At 37.0% G+C, this 19,481-nt stretch carries 24 protein-coding genes; 15 read left to right on the top strand and 9 right to left on the bottom strand.

The window, feature by feature from the left end:
* Positions 1-71 precede the first annotated feature (71 nt).
* The 3 genes from IHV12_RS08120 to IHV12_RS08110 all read right to left on the bottom strand — a co-directional run bounded on the left by IHV12_RS08120 (position 72) and on the right by IHV12_RS08110 (position 1,587).
* Positions 72-215, bottom strand: coding sequence for a hypothetical protein (locus IHV12_RS08120; protein ID WP_197190519.1), 144 nt, complete (start codon positions 213-215; stop codon positions 72-74).
* Positions 216-377: 162 nt separating this feature from the next.
* The gene (locus tag IHV12_RS08115; protein WP_197190518.1) at positions 378-1,064 is read right to left on the bottom strand and encodes a DUF1796 family putative cysteine peptidase; all 687 of its coding nucleotides are present in this window, start codon (positions 1,062-1,064) and stop codon (positions 378-380) included.
* Between the two features lie 70 nt (positions 1,065-1,134).
* A complete protein-coding gene (locus tag IHV12_RS08110) occupies positions 1,135-1,587 on the bottom strand; it encodes a hypothetical protein (protein WP_370568654.1) in 453 nt (150 codons plus the stop codon).
* A 148-nt stretch (positions 1,588-1,735) separates the two neighbouring features.
* Here IHV12_RS08110 and IHV12_RS08105 point away from each other — a divergent pair, with 148 nt between their 5' ends.
* The 6 genes from IHV12_RS08105 to IHV12_RS08080 all read left to right on the top strand — a co-directional run bounded on the left by IHV12_RS08105 (position 1,736) and on the right by IHV12_RS08080 (position 6,925).
* Entirely contained in the window at positions 1,736-2,266 is a 531-nt protein-coding gene (locus tag IHV12_RS08105; protein ID WP_197190517.1) for an RNA polymerase sigma factor, read from the top strand.
* Positions 2,247-3,311: a hypothetical protein gene (locus IHV12_RS08100; RefSeq protein WP_197190516.1), complete on the top strand. Its 1,065-nt coding sequence runs from the start codon at positions 2,247-2,249 to the stop codon at positions 3,309-3,311. The genes IHV12_RS08105 and IHV12_RS08100 overlap by 20 nt, the downstream gene beginning before the upstream one ends.
* An 88-nt stretch (positions 3,312-3,399) precedes the next feature.
* On the top strand, positions 3,400-4,224 hold the full coding sequence (gene pheA, locus IHV12_RS08095) for a prephenate dehydratase (protein WP_197190515.1): 825 nt from the start codon (positions 3,400-3,402) through the stop codon (positions 4,222-4,224).
* A 403-nt stretch (positions 4,225-4,627) separates the two neighbouring features.
* On the top strand, positions 4,628-5,377 hold the full coding sequence (locus IHV12_RS08090; protein ID WP_370568781.1) for a hypothetical protein: 750 nt from the start codon (positions 4,628-4,630) through the stop codon (positions 5,375-5,377).
* A gap of 330 nt (positions 5,378-5,707) precedes the next feature.
* Positions 5,708-6,190, top strand: a complete 483-nt coding sequence (locus tag IHV12_RS08085) for an NUDIX hydrolase (protein WP_197190514.1) — start codon at positions 5,708-5,710, stop codon at positions 6,188-6,190.
* A gap of 63 nt (positions 6,191-6,253) precedes the next feature.
* A complete protein-coding gene (locus tag IHV12_RS08080) occupies positions 6,254-6,925 on the top strand; it encodes a permease (RefSeq protein ID WP_197190513.1) in 672 nt (223 codons plus the stop codon).
* A gap of 89 nt (positions 6,926-7,014) precedes the next feature.
* Here IHV12_RS08080 and IHV12_RS08075 read toward each other — a convergent pair whose 3' ends face one another.
* Positions 7,015-7,668, bottom strand: a complete 654-nt coding sequence (locus IHV12_RS08075) for a DsbA family oxidoreductase (protein WP_370568799.1) — start codon at positions 7,666-7,668, stop codon at positions 7,015-7,017.
* 102 nt (positions 7,669-7,770) lie between these two features.
* Entirely contained in the window at positions 7,771-8,766 is a 996-nt protein-coding gene (locus IHV12_RS08070) for a Gfo/Idh/MocA family protein (protein ID WP_197190881.1), read from the bottom strand.
* Positions 8,767-8,943: 177 nt separating this feature from the next.
* Here IHV12_RS08070 and IHV12_RS08065 point away from each other — a divergent pair, with 177 nt between their 5' ends.
* Positions 8,944-9,087: a hypothetical protein gene (locus IHV12_RS08065; RefSeq protein ID WP_197127283.1), complete on the top strand. Its 144-nt coding sequence runs from the start codon at positions 8,944-8,946 to the stop codon at positions 9,085-9,087.
* Positions 9,088-9,162: 75 nt separating this feature from the next.
* Here the strand turns inward: IHV12_RS08065 and IHV12_RS08060 are convergent, their stop codons facing one another.
* Positions 9,163-9,849 carry a CPBP family intramembrane glutamic endopeptidase gene (locus tag IHV12_RS08060; RefSeq protein WP_197190512.1) on the bottom strand — a complete coding sequence of 229 codons (687 nt, stop codon included), beginning with the start codon at positions 9,847-9,849 and terminating at the stop codon, positions 9,163-9,165.
* Positions 9,850-9,938: 89 nt separating this feature from the next.
* Between IHV12_RS08060 and IHV12_RS08055 the strand changes: the two genes are divergently transcribed.
* The 5 genes from IHV12_RS08055 (at position 9,939) to IHV12_RS08035 (ending at position 13,235) form a co-directional block, all read left to right on the top strand.
* A complete protein-coding gene (locus IHV12_RS08055; protein WP_197190511.1) occupies positions 9,939-10,688 on the top strand; it encodes a MerR family transcriptional regulator in 750 nt (249 codons plus the stop codon).
* Positions 10,689-10,787: 99 nt separating this feature from the next.
* Positions 10,788-11,276, top strand: coding sequence for a hypothetical protein (locus IHV12_RS08050; RefSeq protein ID WP_197190510.1), 489 nt, complete (start codon positions 10,788-10,790; stop codon positions 11,274-11,276).
* A gap of 137 nt (positions 11,277-11,413) precedes the next feature.
* Complete coding sequence (locus IHV12_RS08045; protein WP_197190509.1) at positions 11,414-12,286, top strand: DUF1835 domain-containing protein; 873 nt, start codon at positions 11,414-11,416, stop codon at positions 12,284-12,286.
* A complete protein-coding gene (locus IHV12_RS08040) occupies positions 12,283-12,852 on the top strand; it encodes a GNAT family N-acetyltransferase (protein WP_231620689.1) in 570 nt (189 codons plus the stop codon). Before IHV12_RS08045 ends, IHV12_RS08040 begins: the two co-directional genes overlap by 4 nt.
* A gap of 29 nt (positions 12,853-12,881) precedes the next feature.
* Positions 12,882-13,235, top strand: coding sequence for a hypothetical protein (locus tag IHV12_RS08035; RefSeq protein ID WP_197190508.1), 354 nt, complete (start codon positions 12,882-12,884; stop codon positions 13,233-13,235).
* Here IHV12_RS08035 and IHV12_RS08030 read toward each other — a convergent pair.
* Complete coding sequence (locus IHV12_RS08030; protein WP_197190507.1) at positions 13,228-14,082, bottom strand: nuclease-related domain-containing protein; 855 nt, start codon at positions 14,080-14,082, stop codon at positions 13,228-13,230. The genes IHV12_RS08035 and IHV12_RS08030 overlap by 8 nt on opposite strands.
* A gap of 420 nt (positions 14,083-14,502) precedes the next feature.
* Between IHV12_RS08030 and IHV12_RS08025 the strand changes: the two genes are divergently transcribed.
* Positions 14,503-14,661 (top strand): DUF3934 domain-containing protein, encoded by a 159-nt coding sequence (locus IHV12_RS08025; protein ID WP_197190506.1) that lies wholly within the window; start codon positions 14,503-14,505, stop codon positions 14,659-14,661.
* Between the two features lie 130 nt (positions 14,662-14,791).
* Positions 14,792-15,196, top strand: a complete 405-nt coding sequence (locus IHV12_RS08020) for a hypothetical protein (RefSeq protein WP_231620688.1) — start codon at positions 14,792-14,794, stop codon at positions 15,194-15,196.
* Positions 15,197-15,234: 38 nt separating this feature from the next.
* Here the strand turns inward: IHV12_RS08020 and cphA are convergent, their stop codons facing one another.
* Positions 15,235-17,862: a cyanophycin synthetase gene (gene cphA, locus IHV12_RS08015; RefSeq protein ID WP_197190505.1), complete on the bottom strand. Its 2,628-nt coding sequence runs from the start codon at positions 17,860-17,862 to the stop codon at positions 15,235-15,237.
* A gap of 15 nt (positions 17,863-17,877) precedes the next feature.
* A complete protein-coding gene (locus IHV12_RS08010; protein ID WP_197190504.1) occupies positions 17,878-18,672 on the bottom strand; it encodes a cyanophycinase in 795 nt (264 codons plus the stop codon).
* Positions 18,673-18,944: 272 nt separating this feature from the next.
* On the opposite strand from IHV12_RS08010, the gene IHV12_RS08005 reads away from it, so the two are divergent.
* Complete coding sequence (locus IHV12_RS08005; protein WP_197127291.1) at positions 18,945-19,439, top strand: competence protein ComK; 495 nt, start codon at positions 18,945-18,947, stop codon at positions 19,437-19,439.
* The last annotated feature ends 42 nt before the right edge of the window (positions 19,440-19,481 follow it).

Raw genomic sequence — 19,481 nt, 5'->3', positions numbered from 1 at the left:
ACGGCTTTTTTGCTTTAAAAAGACAAGAAGCTCAACATGTATAAATGTTAAGCTTCATTCATAGAACAGTCTTAAATTTCTTCTAGTTTTTTACCCAAAAGCTGAATATCGCGTACTAACTTTTGTTTGTGTTTTTCACATTTACAGCATTTATATTCTTCAAACAATAGACCTAATTTTTTTATTATTTTTATTGCTATTTGGTCATCACACATCTTTAAAAACATCCTAATCTAGTTATATTATCCTAAATAAGAGCGTAGCACATGATGACTAGCTAGGAAACCTTCTGCTGTAAACTTTTTATTAAAATTTATAAATATATTAAGAAAAACCTGGATAGCGTTAGAATAAACTTGCACACCCATATTGTAGAATTAATATTTTATTGATATGCCATTTAATAAATGGTCCCAAGTATCATTATGTGTAATGGGATCTATTTTTACAGGTACATAAATGATACACACATGCTTCATACCCCAATTTACTTCTGTTAGTTGTCCTACCTTGTCTGTAGGATAAATCATTAGAATGTTAAAATCACCTTTTACACATGTGGATAATACCATCTCTAATTCAGCAGTTTCTTTTTTCAGTTGCTCTTCATCGATATCAATAACCGACCATCTAATAAATAATAAAGAAGAGCTCTTTCTAAACCATTCGTACATTCTCTGCACTCGTTGCTTGATGGTACGTCTAAAGTTTAGATAATTTAACATCCAATGTTGTTCTGGAATAATAGGGAAATCATGTACAGATATAACGTTATATTTATGATCCTTAATGAAGTGAGAATGAGAACCTGTAGTAACACCTTGATCATCTAGCACATAACCAGGTTTGTAAGTATGAATCTTTTCCATATTTCTATATTTCATGTACCTCTTAAATCTGGTCCTTAAAAGCTCATTGATTCCGGCTAAAGAATGCGAGCAAACCCAATCCAAGGGAAAAGCAGCCTTCCTCAAGGAATGTCTTCTAAGATGTATACCAGGACCGCATTCACTTCCAAGACTGATTACGGCATCGTATGGTTTCTTTATGTCCTGTAATCTCATTTGTTCACCTCTGTGTTTCAATAAATCTTGTAAAAAAACAACCTTCGCAAAGAAGGTTGTTTCTATATTGTTAATCGCTAACCGCAACCCCGGAGAAGCTTTCAGGTCCTACTCGGACAACGCCAACTAAACTTACTGAAATATAAGCTGAATATGTTTGTTGAATATCCGCTGGAGGATTAAAATCAAGCGCGTTAAATGCAAAAGTCTGTGGTCCTAAAATATTTAAGTCCATATTTTCACTGGCAGAATAAACTAGAGGAGAGTTTGGGCTTGTACCCCGCACGACTTGAATCGTTATCGTAGTGACGGCAGGAAGTAATGGCAGCTGCAGCGAAACGGCACCTTGTAAGAGCACCCTAATATTAGGGCCAGCTCCAACCGTACCTAAACCGATTCTTCCGAATAATTGGGGAGCACCTGCTACAGTAATCGGTTGGGCAATCGAGTTAGAGTAACTTGCATTTTGACTTGTTCTTAAATCAAGAAATTTAGCCAAGTAATCACCTCCCCTCTGTTTCAATATATGGTTCTTGGTGAAAATGGCTTGTACAACAGTACAAAAAAACAAAAATTTAAACGTCGGATAGAAAATAATTCAATCGTGGTGAAAGGAATTCTCTATTTATGCGTCTAATACATGAAAGTCTCTAGTAAAAGGGAGTGAAGCGATGAAAAAAGAAGAACAAATTAACCAGTGGTTTACTTTGTATCACAATGATATCTATAACTTTCTCATTTATTATTTAGGAACAAAAGACGTTGAAGATATGGTTCAAGAAGCATTTGTTAAAGGGTTTAAATATATAGATCAATTTGAACAGCGTGCTGATCCAAAAACATGGCTTATTTCTATTGCAAGAAATATTGCGATTGATCATATGCGGAAAAAGAAAAGACAATATGCTCTTGTTGATCAGCTAAGAAGTATTTTTCCTGGAAAAAGTAAACTTCCTCAAGATTGGGTTTTGGAGGACGAACGAAAAAAGCACTTATATAAATTAATTAACGAGTTGAAGACTTCCTATAGAGATGTAGTGATTTTAAGGGGAATTTTAGATTTTACCCCTGAAGAATCTTCTCGCATTTTGAAATGGAAAATAGACAAAGTAAACCTTACTTATTATCGCTCTATTCAATCTTTAAGAAAAAAGCTTACGTCTGAAAAGTGGAGTGATTATATTGAAACGATTAACCAATGAAGAAGTAATGATGGAACTGAAGAACTTTAAATCCTACAAGATGAACAACAATCAAAAACAATCGATCGAAAACGAATTGAACCGGTTATCTTCTGAAAAAACATCACCTTTTTATCATATCTTTCGTTTTTCCAAACCGCTCTTAAGCATGATTGTTCTGCTTTTTCTTCTAGTAAGTGGAAGTTATTTCGCAATGAATCAAGCAGAAGAAAAAACTATGAAATATATAACTGGATCCGGAATTTTCTTGCATGGTGATGAAACTTTTCAAATGAAGAAAAGTGAAGATTTTATTTTAAAAAGAAACAAAGATGGATCTGTGTTCTTTATGGCTGACGGTAAAAAAGTTGGTGGAGTAGAGCCGTTAACAGAAGATGAAAAACTTAAAAGTATCCAGTCTCAGAACACATTTATCAATGAAGAATTAGAAGGATATCGGTATGGAGGAACATTCATTTTAGATCATCAGAAAACGATGGAAGTAACGCAAATACTCCATTATTACTTTAATTCACCACACAGTAAGCTAAATTATCATGTTTACTTTCACACACCTTTTTTTAATGAAGATACTGCAGCAGAGTTAGCTCATTCATTTAAGATTTACAATGATGGTAAACTCCTTCAAGGAAGTGAGGAGAATTGGGAACTTTCAACCGAATTTGCAACACCTACCTTTGAAGTCTTGGTAGGAAAAAAAGATAGTATCGGAATAGCTGGACCGCCATTCATAGCTGGGAAAACAGATAAGTTTCTATGGCATTTCTTTGGAAGTCATAATGAGGTAGAAATATTAACAAGAGGTGACTTTAAGGTCATAGCTACGAACAAGGAAAGTGGTGAACATGAAAGGGTTCTTGTTCAAAATTCTGGGATGGTTTGGTCGTATGATTTTCAAAAAGATAGTCCTTTAACTCCGATAGAAGATATAGGATCCATTCATTCTATTCCAACAAATATGAAGTTCAGCAAGTCGGGAATCTACCGATTAGACACATATTTTGGAGGGAAAAGGTTTGGCAGTATCGTCGTTGAAGTTAAATAAGACAAATCTTTTAGTGAAAAAAGGTTGGTGTACGTCCTTAATCGTTGTATACTGATATGAAAAACTAAAGGCAGGCGTTATCTAATTCATGAAAGTTGCATACTTAGGTCCACAGGGAAGTTTCTCGGAAGAAGCTGCCTTTCGTTATTTTGCAGATCAAGAGAATGAATGGCATAAATGTGATTCTATTGTAGATGTACTTGAAGCCGTAGAAGAGGGTATAGCAGATAAAGGAATCGTACCCATTGAAAACTCAATTGAAGGCACGATTAATATTACGGCAGACGGATTGTTAAGACATGATCTCTTTGTAGAAGCTGAGATTATCTTTCCCGTTTCCTTGCACCTTCTGGCATTAAAAGGAGCTCATTTAGAAGAGATACGTGAAGTTTGGTCAATCGTTCCTGCTCTCGCGCAGTGTAGAGATTTTATTAGGGAAGCAAAAGTAAAGAGCATGCATTATGATAGCACATCTGCAGCGGCACAAGCTGTTAACAATCAAGAAAGAAAAGATGTTGCCGCCATTGCATCCAATTATGCTGCCGAAGTCTTTGATCTAGAGATCATAAAAAGTGGGATTCAAGACAACAGCAATAACCATACGCGCTTTGTTGTGATCAGCAAGGAGAATAAAAAAGTTCACCCCGAGAACACAAAAACGATGTTGTTGATTTCACCAACATCAGATTATTCTGGTGTCCTTTCATCCATATTGAACGTATTTACAGCGCTATCTATCAACTTAACGTGGATTGAATCAAGACCAACGAAAAAGCAGCTTGGGACGTATCATTTTTTTGTAGAAGCTCAAAATGGTTTTCATGAAGAGAAAATGAACAAAGCAATTACGATACTTGAAGCCTTCGGACATGATGTACGAGTATTGGGAAGCTACAGAACTACAAAGCTATAACTGGGAAAGAGCTCCGAGAATGTGGGGGCTCTTTTTATTTGGTCACTTATTTTGTTTTCAGCAATAATACAATGCAGTAAAGCATAGCGATCCCTACGACAAGCCATGTGTAAATCAACGAAAGACCGAGTCCTAAAGGTGTACTAAGATTATCCCGGGGACTAGTCAAACCTGCAATAATAAGGGGGAGTGCTCCGATTAGGTAAAGTAATAGAGTTGTACATACGTTTTTAGAAGTGTGTTTTCTTAGAAAGAGAATAAGTATAAACGAGGTAAATAAAAATAGTTCACTGACAAAAATAACGCTTTCCAATTCATAACCTCCTTAACATGTTAACGGTGCTAATTGATGATGATATACTTAATTGTAAATATATAGTATGAGTGTAAGGGGGGATTTTAGGTGTATCCAACACATCATATTCTTGAAACGTGGAAGAAGTTCGATTCTTTTCCTATGGAAACCTTAACGAAGGCTTGGTACTTCCATAAGGGAACGGCAAAAAAACAAAGAGACGTCTCGTTGATGAAAGAGCATAGGATTCAATACGGCAATACGGGAAACTGCTTTGATCTAGCACTATGGTTATTAGATGAATGTAAACAAGATAGAATCAAAGCCTATCCAATTGGTTCAAAGTTTCATTCCGATGAAGCACATGTAGCTGTTGTGGCATTGGACGAGAATGGTAACCGCTATTTGTGTGATCTAGGTGATCAGTGGCTGCAACCCATCCTCGTTGAAACAAATAGTAAAGACTTTTCAAATGAAAAATTAAAAGGGTTCTTTCCTGCGGCTGAAATCCAAGTCCAGTCTAGAAATCAAAACCAGATTGAAATCCTTTATCATAGACCAAATGGCAAAGTTTCAAATCAAATATTTGATCTGACACCTATTGATACTGATATCTTCTTAAGAGGAGCTGAATATTCGCAGAATCTCATATATCCAAAGCCTCTCTTTGAATGTAGATTACCTTATAAAGATGAGACTGCACACTGGGAGTTCTTCGATTGGGAAAGCTTTTTAAGTACGAGTGAAGGCTTGATTAAGGGAGATCAAACCGATTCAATTGAACATTGGGTGGAAGTCATTCATCAGAAAAGTGGCTATCGGAAAGATTTTTTAAATGAAGCGTTGTGCAGGTATTGATAAGTTGTTTACTAAGGAAGTGAATAAAATAAAATTAAAGGCGATAATAAACAAATCTGTCCTGCTAGTTCTAATCATTGTTACAGGTTTATATTGTGTAGTGCATATCATATTTGATCTTTCTTTTAATCCCACAATAAAACTTGCTACAAATATCATCGAAGCTTTGTTTTTTCTTTTTTCATTCATTTATGTAAGCGTTGATTTTGAAAAATGATTAAATATGGCCGTCTTATCATCGACCTATCATCACGAAATCATGGGAATAACTTCTAATTGAACTTATGATGAAATAGGGTAATAGAAATCTGTTTATTGGAGGTCATAGTGATGATAATGCCAACTCATATTGTGGCAGTGGCAGGATATGTGGAAGATGGTAAAGGGAATGTATTATTAGTAAAAACGATACATAACGGCTGGGTGTTTCCTGGAGGACAAGTAGAAGCAGGAGAAAATTTAATCGACGCATTGGTTCGTGAAATAAAGGAAGAGAGCGGTATTGATACTACCGTTTCATATCTCTCGGGTGTGTACTCGAACACGGCACAATATACTTGGCATGATGGAGTCACGAACGTTCCAACGAAAGTGATGTTTGATTTTGTGTGTAAACCGATTGGCGGGGAACTAGGGGTGTCTGATGAAACGACGGATAGCCGTTGGGTGCCAAAAGAAAATGTATTAGGCATGTTAACGGGAGAAGCCTACCTGACTCGGTATAGTGATTATTTAAACAATGTAGGAAAAGTAATTTATAAGGAATATGTGACAAAACCTAATTTTGAATTGAAGGTCGAGAGAAGCGTATAAATCATTATTTTGGTTCAGATGTAGAAGATTTTACAATATTAAGTGTATTAGGGGATAAGTTTGATGATAGGAATAAGTATAGCAACAAAGTGGGAATATGATGCGACCTTAGAATATTTTCACATAAAAAAGGAAGAACGCTTCGACTATCCTTATGGCGAGTATTTCATGAGAATAATTAATGATTCCGAACTTGTTTTTTATCGTACAGGTGTAAGGAAAGTAAATGGCGTTGGTGGTAATCAGTATATGATTTCAAAATTCAACTTAACGAAGGTAATCGTAGCTGGAACATGTGCAGGAATAGACGATGCGTTTAGTAATTTGGAAATTTTCGTACCTGATAAAGCCGTTCAATATGATTGTACAGTAAAAGAAGTTGAACCTTTTATTAAGCAATCCTTCATCGTGGATATTGATTTATCGAAATATGGAAATGATTTTAACACTGGAATAATTGGCACAGCTGATAAAGCAGTCGTTATGTGGAAGGACTATTTAGAGCTTAAAGAAAATCAAATAACAATCGCCGATACAGAAGCGAGTGCAATTGCTTATATCTGTAAGAAGAATGACGTTGAATGTATTATTATCAAAGGCATATCTGATTTTCCAACAGATGAGAGAAACTCAGATAAATTCGTATCAAACAAGGAACAGATTAATGTTTATTTAGAAAATACTCCTAAAGTTATGAACAAAATATTTGGTGAATATTTAAAGAGGTTTATATAATTAAGGAATTATGGCTTTAGTGAAAAAAACGCAGAGGATACTAATCCCTCTGCGTTTTCTAATATGCGATTTGCCATACTAATGCTCTGCTATTTCTTAGGAATTTCACAGCCATCATCGTCGCAGCTCATTCCATCTTCATCGTTTAGTATCGTGATTTTGTTTTCAGCTATGATTTTGTTCAACGCTTGTACAAAAACATCTGTCGGCTGTGCACCAGTAAGCGCATATTTTTTGTCGATGAGATAGAAGGGTACACCTGTTACTCCATAAGCTTTTGCTGTTTCTTCATCAGCTCTAACCTCATCAGACAACTTATCGCTTGAAAGCATCTGTCTGACAGCTTCTCTATTTAAAGCAACATCTTCTGCAAGATTTGCTAATGTTTCATGATCTCCAATATGTTTGGATTCTGTAAAAAAGGCATATAAGATACGCTCTGTCATCTCCTGCATCTTACCTTCTTTTTTAGCAAGCATCGTCAAACGGTGAGCATCAAAGGTATTGGTTAAGATCATCGTATCCATGTGATACTCTAGTCCTGAATCCTTTGCCATTTGTATCACGTTTTGCGTGTTTGCTTTAGCGGCGTCAATACTCATGCCATATTTTTTAGATAATTTTTCATAGATGTTTTCGTTAACGTCACGTTCCATTGTAGGATCCAGTTCGAAGCAGCGATACGTTACTTCAATAGGATGATTTATCTTTTTAATAGCGTCCTCCAGACGCTTTTTGCCAATATAGCAGAATGGTCAAGCAAAGTCTGTCCACATTTCAATGTGCAACATAGGTATCCCCCCAATTTATTGTTTCATCCATAGTATATAAGGATTCGATTATTTTTACACGTTGTTTGATCGGTCAGCTGGATAAGCAAGTCCAACCTGTCTTCTAGCCTCATCCATAATCTTCATTACTGCAAGTGAATTCGCATGTGAGTTCACTTTAGACTCAAGTTCACCACGTTCAACCAGCTCGATAAATTCTTTTGCTTCGTAATACATCTTTGGTTTATTCTGCTCTACTGTAATGTCTTCTGTACTTCCATCACGATAACGGATTTCAATCTTTGTCATGTCTTGTATATGATCGATCAAAATACTTCCGTTCTCTCCTTGAATTTCAGAAGGTACGTATGAATTTGAGATCTTGGAGTACATCACAACGGCTTCACTCTCGCCATAGTTTAAGAGTATACTCCCTTCACCATCGACGCCAGACTCTAGCAGGTAGGCGTTTGCTTTAACATCTACAGGTTCTCCGAAAAGAACGACCATCGGATACAAACAATAAATTCCAATATCCATCAACGACCCATTTGAAAATTCAGGTTTGAATGCGTTAAGGATCGTGCCTTCTTTATATTTATCGTAACGGGAAGAATACTGACAGGAGTTTGCAAAATAACGGCGAATCTTACCGATCTTATGCAGGTTCTCTTGAATGCTCTTAAAGTTCGGTGTCACTGTCGAACGCATAGCTTCCATCAGCAGTACGTTGTTCTCTTTTGCGACAGCGATCATTTTTTCTACTTCCCATGCATTCGATGCCATAGGTTTTTCACATATTACATGCTTGCCATGGTTCATGAGCGTGATGGCATACTCTGCATGGAAAGAGTTCGGGCTAGCAATATACACCGCATCAATGACATCACTAGCTGCCATCTTTTCTAAATCTGTAAACGTATGTTCAGCACCATTCTTCTCAGCAAATTCTTTCGCTTTTTCTTCTGTACGCGAATAAACTGCGCTCAATGTAAAACCTTTAACTTCTTTAGCGGCAGCAATAAAGCTCTCTGTAATCCAATTCGTTCCAATAACTCCAAATTTCAAGATGACTCATCCTTTCACACGCTGTAGGCAGTACTGTTGCTTATCATAATATGTATTCTACTCCTATAGTCATGATTTAGACAAATAATGAGGACTGTCGCACTATTTTTGTAGAAAAAGGTTTCTTACTATAACATACGGGGTAAATAGAAGTTAAAACCTGGTAAGGAGGGATAAGTTATGCTTACTATGACCAATCATAACCAGCAAACGATAAAGCCTTTGGATTTGCCAGTATCACGATACGTGCTTAAAGAACAGTCTGTAGTTGAACAAGAAAAGCGCAAGCCAGAATTTGAATTAACGCCTTTGAATCCGAAATAAAAGACGCTATATATGAAATATGAAGAAAGCGAAGACCTTAGGGGATCTTCGCTTTTTTTGTTTTATTTTTTGGAATTATCCTAAAACAGACAACGAGATTCCGATTCCATTCACAACTCCATGAATAATGATCGCTGGAATAATGGAACCCGTTTTTTCATATACCCAGCAAAAGACCAGACCTGATGCAAAGTTTACCGGCAATGTGTTATAAGTAGGTATGTGAACGATCATGAAAATGAACGAACTTAAAATCATTGCTTTTTTAATACCCCATCGTCTGAACCATGTATACAAAAAACCACGGTAAAAAATCTCTTCATAAATAGGAGAAACAACAGCAGCGGATAAGAAACCAATCACAAATGTAAATGGTGTAAGATCAGATTTTAAACTGTCTGTCTTAGCATTATTTGTTCCTATGGTGAGGACATCCATCACTACGACAATTGCGATACTAATGAGTATAAGAAGTATTGTCCATAGAACAATTGTTTTCCACATTTTTTTTGTGAGTGGTGCAATACCCACTGCACGCCATCCTAACTTGTTTGGTTTTAACGCGATCCAATAAACACCTAAAGTAAATACGATTGCCATGCAGAAACCAGTTAATGTTCCCGCGTACAATGTGCTATCCAGCCATTGAAGCAACTGATCATAAAGTACATTCTCCAATAGAATGGGTACGCCAACCAAACAAAGACCTAATAACAGAATGAGTTCGCGATTGTTCCATTTTCTCTCTGTAGTCACTTTCATCTTATTGTTCCTCCTGATTAACTTGTTATAATATGTTAATTGTAAGCGGTGACGTAACGTAACCTGCAAGAGAAAAAGGAGAAATAATAATGAGCTTATTTTCAACAGGAGAGGTTTCAAAGCAATATGGCGTTTCCGTAAGGACTCTCAGATACTATGATCAAATTGGACTGCTTTTACCGAGTATCAAGAGTGATAGCGGTACAAGAATGTATACGAAAGAAGATCTGCAACTATTAGAAAAGATTACACTCTTAAAATCTTTGTCTCTACCTTTAACAGAGATAAAAAAAATAATAGGAGAAGTTACGATAAAAGATATTCTTACGGTACAAAAGAAAGATGTTCAGACTCAGCTGGATCAATTTTATTCAGCGTCTGAAAAGATAAATACACTTCTCCATATTCTAGAGATTGAGGGAGAGTTGAATTGGGAACATATCCTATCTCTTGTCCAAACAAATGAAAATGTTAAGATTTCTGATAAGGATAAAAACTGGGAAAAGTTCTTTTCAGACAACGAGAGAAAAACGCTTCAATCTTCTTTACCGAAGCTTGAGGATGCAAGTACTGCAAAATGGGTGAACATTTTAAAAAGAATAGAAATCTGTTTAAGAAACAATAGTGAACCAACGTCAGAAGAAGGTCTATTAATTGCATCAGATGTTTTACTCTTATCTCATGATATGTTCCAGGGAGACACCGAATTAGAGGAAAAGTTTTGGAACGCTCGAAAATCCGAAGGTTCATCACACTCACTAAATTTATATCCCATTAGCAATGAAGTCTTAGAATTTTTGGATAGAGCTATAGTCAGTTATCAAACTATTAACACATGACCAAAGTTTTATAAAAATGTAAAACTTTGGTTTAACACCTTGTGAGATTAGGGTATCAAGAAATAGACTCCAAAATTATTCATGAGGTGAAAAGAAAAGATGAAAAAGATGATCGTTTTGATTGTAGCTTTAAGTGTGATGGTTTTAGGTGGTTGTAACATGTTGATTGAAGATGATTTTAATGCGTATTTGGATGATCGTAATAATCTCATTGATAAGGAAACTAAGTTATTTGAACAAGCACAAACCGATTTTGCTAAGATGATTGAAGATCCTAATGCAAAGGAACAAGTGAAAAAAACGATTGATAAGTATGAAGCACTTGTAAAGGAAGCTGAAGGGATAAGCTCCGATAAATTAGAGGACTTGAAAACGTCTCAAGATCATTTTGTGAAAGCGATTCAGTCTAATGCAGAAGGGATGAAGTTAAGTCTATCTGCATTTGAAAAACAAGACACCGAATTAGATAAAAAATCTCAAACAAAGTTTGAAGAAGCACAAAAAGCTGGGAAAAAGAGTGAGAGCGAATTAGAGAAGTTTGCGGAAGACAACGACTTTACATTAGAAGAAACAGAGACAAAAGAATAATAGGATTATAGGAGCTGAACATACTCAGCTCTTTTTCTTATTTAAAGTGATAAATTTTGGTAATTGAAGAGGGTATTACAGATAGAGTATAGAAGTTATTGGATGGTCAATTATGGAATGTATGTTAGGGAGCTGTAATGATGAACGTTCATCTAGTGTTTGGAGAATCTACGGCTGGCGCAATTAAATGGATGCTTAGTAAGGTGAAACGCCAGTACAGCCTAATTGGTTTTCCTGATTTTTTTGCTATTGGCCCTATTCATGAACTTGAAAATGAAAAGGGTTTAGTAGGTCGAGTGCAGTGGTTCAAAGACAATATGGCAAAAGGGGACATGGAAGCTTATTATACAAATGAATATGAAGCAGCTTTTAGGCAAGGGCTTCAGGATATTTGTGATATTCCCACTGATGCACGAATTACAATTTGGACAGCTGAAAATGCTCCGGAACAAATCGGCTTGAGATTTGTGTTGAAGTTACTTGAAGGTCGGGAAAACAATATTCATGTGATTAATGCTAGTGAAAGTTTTAACAAATATTGCAAACCTCCTGATATCTTCTATTCATCTTTGCACAGTAGTGAGATATCTCCAGAAAATCTAAAAGTCATTTTAGAGAAAACGAATAGCTACGAACCGATCTCGCGGGAATATAAAACTCAACTAATTAGAGAGTGGGAAGCATTGACCGTATCAGAAGAAGTGTTGAGACTTTGGGAAGATAATGCAATTACAAGTGTTTCTGTTGACCATCTGGATTCGTTTATCATTAATTCGGCCAGACGTTTGGAATGGAAGTATGGAGAAGGATTTAGAGAATGCTCACGTCTCGTAGGTGATGTGATCGTACATATTGAACAATATGTTGGAGACGCGTTTATCTTTAACCGAATTCTTTATATGATTGAACAAGGGATTTTTGAATATGAAGGAACACTAAGCAAGATGAGGAACTTTAAAGTGAAGCTTGCAAAAAAAGAATTCTTATATAAGAAACGGAGAGAAATATGATGAATCAAAGCGTGGAAACAAATGTTAAATTATCAGGAGACCATATTTATATTAGATTATTGACCGTTGAGGATGCAGAGGATATGGTAAATTTTCAATTAGAGAACCGGGAGTTCTTCAGTAAGTTTGCCATGGAACGCAGCGATGATTTTTATTCCCTTGAAAATCAGCAGAAACGAATTCAGATGTTAGTAGAGAATGCAAAACAAGATTTAGATTACTATTTTGGTATTTTTACAGTAGGAGAAGAGGTACTGATTGGGACGGTCAACCTGTTTGCGGTAATGCGCGGATCCATTCAAAGTGCCTTTGTCGGATACTTTTTAGATGAAAAGCACAATGGAAAAGGGTATACGACAGAAGCTGTGCGTTTGATTGTAAAATACGCATTTGAAGAGATTAACCTTCATAGAGTGGAAGCGGGTGTGATGCCGCACAACGTTGGTTCTATTCGAGTGTTAGAAAAAGCTGGTTTTGAAAAAGAAGGACTAGCTCGTAAGAATGTAAAGATTAATGGAAAGTGGGAAGATCATCAACAAATGGCTATTATCAATCCTGCTGATTGATGAAGAGATGGCTGGTTGTGCTTTTAATAATGATGAGTTTAGCTGGCTGCAATCAGGACGAGAAGTTGGTCCGTGTTGATTATCTAATAGGTGAGATGAGTACGGGCATTGATGGAATAATAACGGATGAAGACCAGGTAAAGTCGATTGGTGCGCAATTAGAAAAAGTGGATTGGGAAAACGCAAAAGTACAGATGGTGAGAAAAGAAGATATGACGTTAACTCTGTTCTATTTGTATGATCGGAACATGCCTGAGAGATTGGAAGAATATAAAATTTGGTTTCATAATGATATGGATGCGGAAATCGTGGACTTAAATGAACATAAGTACGGGAAGCTGAGTTGGGAAGATGCTGATAAGTTGAAGGATGCGGTCAAGTGATGAGGGAGTCTAGGTGATAGGTTCGAGTCCTGCGGGATGTTCCAGTGTATGGAAGATTTAGTGAGTTGAGCAGGTAGTAAGCTTGCATACTTGTTGATAAATGTAAAAAATCTTTACATTCTTTATTTGTTATATCCATCGAAATGATAAGAGCGTAATCCCTCAGAGCTCCAATATGTGCAGTCTTAGAGGTATGAAAACAGGCTGCACACTCCCATTTAGCGTTTATCCGATTCATTTGAGTGTTACATTTTGAGCAAAGCACCCCTGTTATCAACTCACTTTTATCAATTCCATAATAGCTTAGGATATCGGGATTATATGGTTCGTTTAACTTTATCAATAATCTTTTGATCCTTTTCCTTTCTTTCATCAAGAGCACATCCTTTTTATATTGAGCATTGAATTCTTCATACTTACTAAGTAACATCGGGCTTTTAATTACTAACTTTAATGCATTTCTATATGTCTCTGAACTATCAACAAAAGTTCGTGAGTTAGTAATAACAACTAATGTTTCAATGGGGATCTTAGGGATTTTGTGCTGTTCAAGCACCTGAGTTAAATGGAAAGATTGTCTTTTTACTTGTTGAATAGGGTCTTCGAATATTTCTCTTCCTTTACTTGAAGTCCGAATGAGTTGTCCATATTTATCATCAAAGAACAGATCTCCTGTATAGTTTTTTATCTCTAACAGAATAAGAAATTTAGAAGTAATAATAAGTGTATCAATCTGAAAAAAGAATTCCATGTGCTTAATTCGAATATTATGGATAATATCAGCCTCTTGTTTTGGTAGATACCGATAAAAATACTGTAGGGATTTTTCACCGTTATGGCCAGCCATATATTTTGCCAGATTTCCTTCCAATTTTGAACGTTTTTGATGACAGCTTTCTAATCTGTTAATAACTGTGCTGAGTTTTTGTATGACATAGGGAATGTGCGGTTGTTTTTTTATAAAATAGCCTCCTTTAGGGTTATGAACTCATTATAGGCCTCCATAATTTGGCTTTCAAAAAACTAGTTTCTGAATAACTGAACCTTAAAATAGTGTGAATCAAATAATTTCTTAGGGAAATCATATAAAAATGGGCACTCATCACATAAAAAATGGGGATTATCACATAAAAAATGGCCGACATCACATAATTTTATAATCCAGAACTCCTAGTACTGCCTAAGGAACTATCCCCGCCGCCGCTAATGTAGTATAATTCAAATTACTGCTTGAAATAAGCACAAGAACGGTCATGGAGTGATTAAAATGAGTAAAGCAAAAGGCAAGAAGAGCGGCGTAGGGCAAGGAACTGGGAAAAAGGGATGGAACCGCTGGAAAAACAGCAGTAAGAAAAAAGGTCCAAAACCTTATGTGAGTAAAGGTAAGAATAAACCAGAGAACGAAAGTGGAACAGAAAACAATTAATAAAAATAGAACAGTAAAATGCTGTGAATGGGCCATCTGACTACTAAAGTTAGGTGGTTTTTATTTTGGAATAAATCACTCAAATCTACCATAAGATGAACTATTCGTTTTTAAATGGGAGGGACGAGCTTTGACTACACAAAATACGAACTATACCATATCAGAAGACTTGATCATAAAATATAACAAACTTACCGAGAAGAAAAAAGAATTAGAAAAGGAACTAGATGAACTAAAAAAAGTCTTTCATATTTATTTTGATCATTTAGTTGGCCAAAACGAGAAAGGTGAAGTAACAGTAAACAACTACAAATTGCAGCGGCAGATCCGAAAATCAGAGAAGCTTCACGAAGAAAAGACAGTGAACAGACTCACTCAGATGAATATGACAGATCTCATTCATCATGTACCAAAACCAGATGAGGAAAAAGTAAAGTCTGCGATCATGCTCGGCTTGTTAAGTGAAGGAGATTTGGAAGGGTGCTTGATTAAGAGTGCTTCACAAGCGATTGTTGTTAAAACACTTAAAGCATAAACGGTAAAAAGCAGCTCCCTAAAAGGGAACTGCTTTTCTTATTCTGCCTTCTGAAGGACACCGACAGCTTTTGAATTTCTGATTTTCTGCAGAATACCTTGAATGGACGTGTATTCGTCATAGAGGAAAACAAGTGTATCACCAGGCTCTGAGCATTCCCATGCTTGGATCAAGGCCTCCGCTTCTTTAGGATATACAGAAACGGATGTAATGCCCTCCGCTTCTTTTACACCTGTATATAGGTGATGAACCGTTTCTCCAGGAATCCGTCCCCTTAGGTTTACATCTTCTTTGATGATAAAAATATCAGAGTGAGCTCCAAAGATTCGGCCCATCTCTTGTATCGTTTGGTCTTGTCTGTCTCCAGCTGCTGATCCAACCGTTATTACTCGACCACTCTTTAGTTGATCTACCGTTTCAAAAAGTGCCTTCAAACCTGCAGGGTTATGCGCATAATCTACTACAATTGTACGATCATGAATGTTTAGTACATTAAAGCGTCCTCTGTTTTGATTTTCCGATGAAAGAAAAGTGATCACTTTGCTTCTTAATTCAGACAAAGGTCTACCTAATGAATGAGCGGCTGCGAGTGCGCCTAGGACATTTGCGATATTATGTCGGGCAGCGCCATTAATCGTAATCGGAATGTGTGATACAGGAAGGAACCTTTCCGCTTTACCGTTCTCGTTGAATACCACCCAGTCATCTTCTAGATACCAAACTTTTAACCCTTGATTTAACTGATCTTGAATAACTGGATTCAATACTGATAGGGAGAAAAAGATTACTTCGCCATTTGTATGATTCGCCATATCCACACATCGTGAATCGTCAGCGTTCAAAACACATGTACCTTCAGGAAGAACAACTTCAGCAACTGTTTGCTTTAATTTCTTCAAGTCTTCTAATGTTTCTACCCCATTTAAGCCAAGATGATCTTCACTAACGTTTGTTACGATTCCAACATCACAATAGCGAAACGCAAGGCCTTCGCGCAGCATTCCACCGCGTGCGGTCTCTAATACGGCAACATCTACAGAAGGATGAGCTAGAACTTTACGAGCACTTCTTGGTCCGCTGCAATCTCCTGCGTCTAGTTGCTGATCACCAATCCAAACTCCATCAGAGCACGTATATCCAACCGTGATGTTTTCCTTTTGTAAAAGATGTGATACAAGACGAGTGGTCGTCGTTTTTCCATTTGTACCTGTTACAGCCACAACGGGAACCGCAGCTTCCTCACGAGAAGCAAACAGATAGTCCACGATGGCTCCACCAGCATCTCTACTTTTTCCTTGTGATGGATGAAGATGCATACGGATACCAGGAGCTGCATTCACTTCAAGAATGGCAGCTTCACCTTCAATAAAGGAAACCGTTACATCGGGCGATAAAATATCGATTCCTGCAATATCAAGACCTACTGCAGCAGCAGCTTCAATGGCCATGTTACGGTAGTCAGGGTGAACGTCTTCTGTCACATCGATTGCAGAACCACCTGTAGACAGGTTTGCGTTACCTAATACTTCTAGAGACTCTCCTTTGTTCAATACGGATTGAAGAGAATAGCCACTCTTCTCAAGATGAACGACCGTACGTTCATCTAAAGGAATCTTGCTCATCGCTTTTTCATGACCATCACCACGTAATGGATTTAAGTTTTCTTCATCAATGAGTTCAGCTATCGTCTTATATCCGTCACCGATCACAAATGGTGGAAGACGAAGACTTGCTGCAACTAACTCATTATTTACGACGAAAAAACGGTAATCATTTCCTGCATAATATCGCTCTAGAATATATGAAGTACCTTCGCTGAACACACAGCGGAAAGCAGCAATTAAATCTGTATTATTTTGAATATTTGTTATGATGTTCTGACCCTGTCTGCCGTTTAATGGTTTAATGACAAGTGGGTAACCAATATTCTCAGCTGACTGAAGCAGCTCATATTCATTGGAAACAACATCACCTTTCGGAACAGGGAGGCCAGCGCCTCTTACTAATGTTTTAGTCATATCTTTATCACAAGAATTTTCTACTGCCAAATAAGACGTTTGGGAGGAGATAGTCGCTTGGACGGATTTTTGCTTTTTACCCGTTCCTATTCTTAAGTAGCTATTTGTTCCGATACGCTCTACTGGAATCTTTCGTTTTCGTGCAGCTTCATAAATGGCCTCTGTACTCGGACCTAATTTATGTAGATGGTAAAGGTCAGAGGTGTGCGAGATGTACGAGTCAGCGCTGATTTCATCTCCTGCTAAGATAGCGGTTACAATTTCAAGGGCAGCTTCGAAAGCGTATAGACCTGATTTCGGTTCTGCATAATCATAGGTTACAAAATAAATTCCTTTTCGTTCACTTGTGATCGTTTTTCCCCGTTTCACTGAAATACCAGCAAGGTGCTGAATTTCAAGTGCAATATGCTCTAAGATATGTCCGATCCAAGTTCCTTCATGAAGACGTTCTACAAATCCACCAGCATACCCCCTAGAACATGTATGTGTGTGAAGGGAAGGGATGACTTTTAACAATGTATCTGTAAAACCCGGTAGAGTGTTAGAGGGTTTTTCCTCAAATTCTTCTATATCAAGCTCAATCCATATAGTAGGTTTAAAGCTGTAAAGGTTCGGTCCTGTTAAGTAATTGACGCGGTTGATTTTCATTAAGACGTTCTCTCCTTAAGTGATGATTAATTCTCGTTTGTATAAGTCAAAAACAGCACCTGCTCCTAGTGTATGGAAACGGATATCGGAAATCGTCATATTTCCTTTATTCTCAGCGATGTCTACGTAAGTCGAGGTTTTGCCATCAAATATGCTGACGTTGTACTCACCGATTACCTCAAACTGCTTACCGTCGTTATGAACCCAGATTGCCGTGTTTTCATCAATTCCGATGCCAATGATCTGAGGATTTAACGCGATAGCACGCATGAGACGACTAAAACGGTCACGCTGAGAAAAGTGCTGATCAATAATTACGTCTTCTAAAAATCCAAAGCCTGAACCTAACTCAAGTATGGAAACATCTTCTTTTTCAAACAGTTTTGATGAAATTATCATCAATCTGCTCATAACTGCAGCACCGGCACTCGTTCCACCGATGATTAAACCTTCTTGCCATTCTCGAAAGAGGTGTTTATAAAAAGATGTCCCACCTAAAATGCTTGTTAATCGTAATTGATCGCCGCCTGTCATGAAAAGACCAGACAGGGAAGAAAGCTGTTTGGGTAATTCAGGATCTTCCGCTTTTTCACGGGAATCTAAATGGAAAAGTAGTGGCTTCGTACCATGCAATGTTTGAAACAGTTGATAGTATTCACTGCCTACTTCTTCCGGATAGCCGGATGCAGTTGTCAGGATTCCGATCGGTCCCTGACGATTTTTACATAGTGCAGAGAATCTAGATAAGATTATTTTCTTTTCGCTCTTGTCCTCATTGCCACCAATGATCAGCAGATCACCTTTTGCCATCTTTCATCAGCCTCTTATTCATTAAGTAGTAGGAAAAACAGGTCGAAATAATCGTCCATTTCGCCCTGTTATGTATTCCACGATCCGCTAGTATTCAAACCTATTTGAGGAATTATTTAACTATTTATTTAAATAGTTAAAATTTTTGTAAAATTATATAGATTCTTGTCAAAACAATTAGTATAATTTACCTATTGGGAGTATTTTACTTTCGAATTTTTTAAAGGGGAGGAGTTATGATTCGTTTAACTATTTAAAGGGAGGATGTATAAATGGAAAAAACATTACTTCTTCGATCCTACGAAATTAACACGAGCACGATGGCACTCTTACCGTTTTATAACGAATATGGAGAGGTTCAAACCGAGATATTAGAAAGCGAAAAAAACGAAAGAGTTGCACTCAGTCCAATCAAGATCATTAACGAGAGCTGTTTGTTCTTTGGATCTAGCTATGAAGGCAGGCGTGAAGCAGTGCGTCGTTCAATGGGCTATGTGAGTCTATCTCCTATCATGATTAACCTCGAACTTGGCATTTTCTTTTTTCCTGTAGAATCTCCTAAGAATGAAACGTGCATCTGGTTATCCCAATCACATGTTCAACGGATAGATTCTATAGATTCCGACACATGCAGTGTCCACTTTAAAAACACCGCAAATTTAATCTTACCCCAATCTAAATATGCATTAGAGGCTAAACTTTTCCGGACAGCACAATATAGATATATTCTTAGTGAGCGAGTGAGTGAAAGAATAATAAGATATTAAGAGAAGTAGAATAATAGAATCACGCCCGATGCAATATGCATG

The sequence above is a fragment of the Fictibacillus sp. 7GRE50 genome, from assembly GCF_015903875.1.
Classification (GTDB): Bacteria; Bacillota; Bacilli; order Bacillales; family Fictibacillaceae; genus Fictibacillus; species Fictibacillus phosphorivorans.
This window is presented reverse-complemented; position numbering and strand designations above follow the sequence as displayed.